The 6,000-nt window shown below is 39.2% G+C and carries 7 protein-coding genes; 3 read left to right on the top strand and 4 right to left on the bottom strand.

Going from position 1 to position 6,000, the window contains the following annotated elements:
- The first annotated feature begins 391 nt into the window (after positions 1–391).
- The gene (gene panD / locus RCZ04_RS10075; RefSeq protein ID WP_460485910.1) at positions 392–742 is read left to right on the top strand and encodes an aspartate 1-decarboxylase; all 351 of its coding nucleotides are present in this window, start codon (positions 392–394) and stop codon (positions 740–742) included.
- Entirely contained in the window at positions 739–1,692 is a 954-nt protein-coding gene (locus tag RCZ04_RS10070) for a lysylphosphatidylglycerol synthase transmembrane domain-containing protein (RefSeq protein WP_460485909.1), read from the top strand. The genes panD and RCZ04_RS10070 overlap by 4 nt, the downstream gene beginning before the upstream one ends.
- Before the next feature lie 131 nt (positions 1,693–1,823).
- Here the strand turns inward: RCZ04_RS10070 and rimM are convergent, their stop codons facing one another.
- Both rimM and RCZ04_RS10060 read right to left on the bottom strand, forming a co-directional pair.
- Complete coding sequence (rimM, locus tag RCZ04_RS10065) at positions 1,824–2,357, bottom strand: ribosome maturation factor RimM (RefSeq protein WP_460485908.1); 534 nt, start codon at positions 2,355–2,357, stop codon at positions 1,824–1,826.
- A gap of 3 nt (positions 2,358–2,360) precedes the next feature.
- Positions 2,361–2,903, bottom strand: coding sequence for a 30S ribosomal protein S16 (locus RCZ04_RS10060; protein WP_460485907.1), 543 nt, complete (start codon positions 2,901–2,903; stop codon positions 2,361–2,363).
- Positions 2,904–3,054: 151 nt separating this feature from the next.
- Between RCZ04_RS10060 and RCZ04_RS10055 the strand changes: the two genes are divergently transcribed.
- Positions 3,055–4,083, top strand: coding sequence for a threonine aldolase family protein (locus RCZ04_RS10055; RefSeq protein ID WP_460485906.1), 1,029 nt, complete (start codon positions 3,055–3,057; stop codon positions 4,081–4,083).
- An 8-nt stretch (positions 4,084–4,091) separates the two neighbouring features.
- On the opposite strand, the gene hemE is transcribed toward RCZ04_RS10055, so the two are convergent.
- Positions 4,092–5,114 (bottom strand): uroporphyrinogen decarboxylase, encoded by a 1,023-nt coding sequence (gene hemE / locus RCZ04_RS10050; RefSeq protein ID WP_460485905.1) that lies wholly within the window; start codon positions 5,112–5,114, stop codon positions 4,092–4,094.
- Positions 5,115–5,188: 74 nt separating this feature from the next.
- On the bottom strand, positions 5,189–5,938 hold the full coding sequence (gene tpiA / locus RCZ04_RS10045; protein ID WP_460485904.1) for a triose-phosphate isomerase family protein: 750 nt from the start codon (positions 5,936–5,938) through the stop codon (positions 5,189–5,191).
- Positions 5,939–6,000: the final 62 nt, after the last annotated feature.

Raw genomic sequence — 6,000 nt, 5'->3', positions numbered from 1 at the left:
AACCTATTTCAGGATATGACACTTTTACCTTTTATCTTTTACCTAAAAACTCTCTTCCTAATCCCTTCGTTTCCTTCCGACATCCCCAAACCTTTACTGCCTGTCGTGCTACGACCTCACACCTCCGAATTATCTGAATTATCTGAACTATCCGGCTTATCCGAAAAATCAGACTTCTCCACACTCTGCCAAAGTTTTTCTCCTGCCCGTACGACTCGCACTGCCCGTCGTGCTACGACCTTTGTCAAAGTTCATTATCAGTATTATTGGCATTATTGGTATTATTGGCATTATTGGCGGAGAGGTAAATATATTTTTTTTCTTTCTTACACCTGTTTCAATTTTTTAACGTACATTTGCCCCGTTTTTTAAAACAATACAAAATATAAATATGCAAATAGAAGTATTAAAATCTAAAATTCACCGCATTAAGGTTACAGCTGCCGATTTAAACTACATCGGTAGTATTACCATTGATGAAGATTTATTGGACGCAGCCCAAATGATTGAAGGAGAAAAGGTGTCGATTGTAGATGTTAATAATGGCGAACGCTTCGAAACTTATATCATTAAAGGAAAAAGAAAATCAGGTGCTATTGTGCTCAATGGTCCTGCCGCTCGTAAAGTGCAAAAAGGCGATATAGTAATCATCATATCCTACGCTTTAATGGATTTTGAAGAAGCTAAAATCTTTAAGCCTTCTATTATTTTCCCTAATGAAACAACCAACTTAATTGAATGAAAAAGTTCTTAAAGATAGCCCTCCCGATATTTGTAGGCGTTTTTTTGTGTTGGTATGCTTATCGCCAATTTAACGAAGAGCAATTCCTCCAGATAAAGCACACTTTCCTAAACGCCAATTACTTCTATATCATTTTGGCTGTATTTTTAGGCTTTTTAAGTGATCTTTCACGAGCTATCCGTTGGAATTTATTGCTAAAACCTTTAGGATATCGCACTGCCCTTTTACATAGGGCAATAGGCGTGTTTATAGGTTATTTGGTGAATGTGACCATACCGCGTTCAGGCGAAGTATCTCGCGCCTTAGTAGTGAGCAATTACGACGGAGTCCCTTTCGAGAAGTCATTAGGCACCATCATTTCTGAACGCATCATCGATTTGCTTTTGCTTCTCTTTTTCACTATGCTTGCCTTTATTCTGCAATTCGAGGTGATAAGCAACTTTCTTCTCTCTAAAATCCCTTTTCAAAAACTAATGTGGTTAATGGGGATAGGAGGTCTTTCATTCATTATTTTCTTGTATTTCATTTACACCTCCGATAAGCCTTTTTTTATCAAAGTAAAAGTATTTTTAAGCGGAATTAAAGAAGGAATCCTTTCAGTAGTGAAGATAAAGCATAGAGCATTATTCCTTTTCCATACTCTTTTCATTTGGGGAATGTATTTCTTAATGTTCTATATCCCATTTTTTGCCTTACCCGAAACCACTAATATCAGTTTGCCCAATGTGCTTACCGCTTTTGTGGTAGGTAGTTTTGCAATGAGCTTCACCAATGCAGGCTTTGGTTCTTATCCGTTTTTTATCGCCGAAGTATTATTTTTGTTTGGGGTAGCTACTCCTGTAGGTACAGCCTTTGGTTGGATTGTCTGGACGTCACAATTCGCTATGACGCTCTTGTTAGGTAGTATTTCTTTCTTCCTTCTCCCTCTGTTGAAGAAACGCAATCCGTAGATTTTCTCTGATAAATTTAATTTAAAATGAGAGAGAGTCTGAAAAGTCCTTTTTGTGTCACTACACTCCCCCTTTGGAGGGGGTAGGGGGAGGTTAATTATTAGTTCTTCGATTATTTTATTTTCTATCTTTTAATTCTCTAAATATAAATCAATAAGCCCTTCTGGGGTTTTTATAATAATTTTCTTTTGAGCTCTATCTATCTTCTCAATAAACTCATCAACCATAGGGATAAGTATCTCATTTCCGTTCTCATTCTCAATTTCAAAAAGTGCTTGAGAAGTATTATCGTTTATCCCCATAACTTTTCCGACCTTTCCGTAGTGTATATCTTCTACCTGAAAGCCTATCACTTCGTGGTAATAAAACTTATTCCCTGAAAGTTTAGGCAATACCGATAGAGGTAAATATACTTTGTGTTTTAAGAGCGCTTCGGCATCAGCCTCAGTTTCTATCTCTTCAAACTTTACGCGCAATAAGTCGGACTTGTGTAAAGTGCTTTTTTCAATAAAAAAAGGAACCAGATTATTGCCTAAAGCAATAAATACTGATTCCATTTCTTCATACATTTCAGGGTCGTCGGAATCTAACTTAATTAGCACCTCGCCCTTAAAACTAAACTTCGACACAATTGTTCCTATATAAAAACAATCTTTTAAAGTCATAAACTATGCCTCAGTTTCGTTATTCTCTTCAGCAGGAGCTTCAGCTTCTGTGGCCTCTGTAACTTCTTCAGCTACCTCAGCAGTTGCTTCTTCAGCTTTAGCTACAGCTGCGTTTTTGCGCTTCTCATTAGCTTCTTTTTCAGCGTCCAAAGCTTTTGCTTTTGCTTCTGCTTTCTCTTTAGCTAATTTTTGCTCTTTTGTAGATACTTTGTTAGCTTTTTCTTCCACCCAAGCATTGAACTTAGCCTCTGCTTGTTCTTCGGTCAAAGCTCCTTTGGCAACTCCTCCAAGCAAGTGGTATTTAAGTAATACCCCTTTGTAAGAAAGAATACGGCGAGCCGTATCACTTGGTTGAGCTCCGTTTTTCAACCATTTTACCGCTGCATCTACATCAATTTCAATCTGAGCAGGGTTGGTAACAGGATTGTAAGTCCCTAATTTTTCAAGGAATTTACCATCTCTTTTTGCACGTGAATTAGCCGCTACAATCCAATAGAATGGTTTGCCTTTTTTCCCGTGACGTTGTAATCTAATTTTTACTGGCATAAAAAATTTAATTAGTGAGGTTCACGACCTCGTTATTAATTCGGGCGCAAAGGTAATATATTTTTTCATATTAACAACGCTCTTACAGAAAAAAGTTTTACTTTTGCACCTTGAATTTGTTATGGCAACGCTCTGTTGCCTTGTATAAACTATGAAAATATCATTTAAAAACGATTATTCCGAAGGCGTTCACCCTTCTATTTTAAACCGAATGTTAGAAACCAATCTTGAACAACAACAAGGTTATGGTTGCGATACTTATACGGCTAAAGCTAAAGCTCTTATTGCCGAAAAACTCAATAATCCTCAAAGTAAAATATATTTCGTAAGCGGAGGTACACAAGCTAACCTCTTAGCATTAGGGGCAATGTTGCACCCCTATGAGAGTGTTATTACCTGCGAAACGGCTCACATCTGCGATAGCGAAACAGGGGCTATTGAAGCTACCGGACACAAAATACACCTCACCCCCGCAATAGATGGTAAAATACAACTTGATGATATTCGTGACGTAGCCACTCGTTATACCAATTTTCCTCACCAAGTAGTACCCCGATTGGTGTACATTTCTAACGCTACCGAATTAGGCTCTATCTATACCCTTCAAGAGCTAAAAGATTTGTACTATCTGTGTCAAGAACTGAACCTCTTACTTTATATCGATGGAGCGCGTTTAGCTCACGCTCTCAACGCTTCAGGGAATGATATCACTTGGGAAGATTTAGCCCGTTATACTGATGCCTTCTATATAGGAGCCACTAAGAACGGAACAATGTTTGGTGAAGCTATCGTGTTTAATAACCCTGAACTTCAAACGGGCTTTGAGTACCATATCAAACAAAAAGGGGCTTTACTTGCCAAAGGTAGATTTCTCGGCATACAGTTCTTGGAGCTTTTCCAAAATAATTTATTTGATGAATTAGCCCTTCACGCAAATGCTCAAGCCAAACGCATTCAAGATGCTTTTATAGAAAAAGGAGTACACTTCTTGTCGCATACTCCTACTAATCAGGTGTTCCCTATTCTCACTAATGAACAAGTAGCTCTTCTGCAAACGCAATTTGACTTTTACATATGGAAGAAAGTCGATGAAAATCACACTGCCATACGCCTTATTACCTCTTGGGCTACTACTAATGAAGATATCCAAACTCTCATTAACGCTATTAAAAAGCTATAATCTTTTTATCAGTGATATGTTTTCACGGCTTCCACAAAGGCAATAGCGTTTTCAACGGGCACATTAGGTAAGATACCGTGCCCTAAGTTAGCAATGTAGTGCTCTTTGCCAAAAGCATCTATCATTTCTTTTACCTTCTGTTTGATTTCTGTGGGAGAGGCTAATAATCGTGAAGGGTCGAAGTTTCCTTGTAGTACTTTTTTACCTCTTGTCAGTTCACGGGCTATTTCGGGCGCACACGTCCAGTCTATCCCTAAAGCAGCTGCTTTTGAAGTTGCCATTTCAGGAAGTGCATACCAGCAGCCTTTTGCGAACACAATCACTTTGGTAAGAGGTGCAAGAGCCTCTACTATTTGGTTGAGGTAATACCACGAAAACGTCCGATAGTCGTCAGGTGCTAAAACGCCTCCCCAGCTATCAAAAAGCTGTACAGCATCTACCCCTGCTTTTACTTTTTCTTTTAAGTAAAGAATCGTCGTGTCAGTAATCTTTTGCAATAAAGTATGAGCTACCGAAGGCTGAGTAAAACAAAGCTCCTTTGCCGTCGAAAAATCACGTGAACCTGAACCTTCCACTGCATAACAAAAAATCGTCCAAGGCGAACCTGCAAAGCCAATAAGAGGTACGCGATTATTCAGCATCTGCTTGCTGAGCTTTACCGCTTCCATTACATAGCCTAAGCGCTCTTCAATATTGGGTACAATCACTTGTTCCACATCTTTTGCCGTACGGATAGGCTTAGGTAACCACGGTCCTACGCCTTTTTTCATCTCTACTGCTATATCCATAGCCTGAGGTACTACCAATATGTCCGAAAACAATATGGCAGCATCTACCCCCACTATATCTACAGGCTGCACAGTAATTTCAGCTGCCAATTCTGGCGTCTGGCAACGCGTAAAGAAGTCGTACTTATCGCGTAAGGCTCTAAATTCTGGCAAGTAACGCCCTGCTTGGCGCATCATCCACACCGGCGGTCGTTCAGTAACCTCACCGCTCAAGACTCTCAAGAATAAGTCGTTTTGTATCATATTTTAATTTACATAAAACAGACTGTCCAAGAACAAAGTTCATTGGACAGCCGTTATAAAAGAAATAATAACTTTTAAATGCTTTTGATAATAGTAACGAAATCGTCTGCTTTAAGGGCAGCCCCACCTATGAGTCCGCCATCTACATCTTCTTTAGCAAAGATTTCTTTCGCATTATCTGGTTTTACGCTACCTCCGTACAAGATTGATACTTTATCAGCAACCTCTTTGCCGTACTTGTCAGCAATGGTTTTGCGAATAAAGTGGTGAATTTCTTGTGCTTGGTCTGGAGTAGCGGTCTCGCCTGTACCAATAGCCCATACAGGTTCGTAAGCCAATACAATGTGTTGCCAAGCCTCAGCAGGCAAGTGGAATAATCCATTTTTAATTTGGCTACCCATTACGTCAAAGTGCTTGTTGGCTTTGCGGTCAGCTAACTCTTCACCAATACAGAACACTACACGCATATGGTGTTTAAGAGCTGTGTCCACTTTCTTAGCCAAACTCTCATCAGTTTCGTTAAAGTATGCACGGCGCTCAGAGTGTCCTAAGATAGTGGTTTTTACCCCAATACTGCCTAACATTTCAGCAGAAATTTCTCCCGTGTAAGCACCGCTTTCAGCAAAGTGCATATTTTGGGCAATTACTTCTATGTGGCTACCTTTTACCGCCTCTACAGCCGGAATAAGGGTTACAAAGGTAGGGGCAATCATTACCTCAGCATTGGTTTGAGGTACTTTTTTCAATAGGTCGGAAATAAGCGCTAACGATTTGTTAAGGTCGTTATTCATTTTCCAGTTCCCTGCTACAATTTTTTTTCTCATATAATGAACTTTTAATTTTTTAACTGTTCGGCAAAGATACAAACAATTTACCAATTAGCAAA

Source organism: Capnocytophaga sp. HP1101, assembly GCF_054772415.1.
The sequence above is the reverse complement of the archived record's forward strand: the minus strand, read 5'-3'. Positions and strand labels throughout refer to the sequence as shown.

Coding starts and splice junctions, on each gene's coding strand:
- panD (WP_460485910.1), top strand. CDS start 392: ATGCAAATAGAAGTATTAAAATCTAAAATTCACCGCATTAAGGTTACA.
- tpiA (WP_460485904.1), bottom strand. CDS start 5,938: ATGAGAAAAAAAATTGTAGCAGGGAACTGGAAAATGAATAACGACCTT.
- RCZ04_RS10055 (WP_460485906.1), top strand. CDS start 3,055: ATGAAAATATCATTTAAAAACGATTATTCCGAAGGCGTTCACCCTTCT.
- RCZ04_RS10060 (WP_460485907.1), bottom strand. CDS start 2,903: ATGCCAGTAAAAATTAGATTACAACGTCACGGGAAAAAAGGCAAACCA.
- rimM (WP_460485908.1), bottom strand. CDS start 2,357: ATGACTTTAAAAGATTGTTTTTATATAGGAACAATTGTGTCGAAGTTT.
- RCZ04_RS10070 (WP_460485909.1), top strand. CDS start 739: ATGAAAAAGTTCTTAAAGATAGCCCTCCCGATATTTGTAGGCGTTTTT.
- hemE (WP_460485905.1), bottom strand. CDS start 5,114: ATGATACAAAACGACTTATTCTTGAGAGTCTTGAGCGGTGAGGTTACT.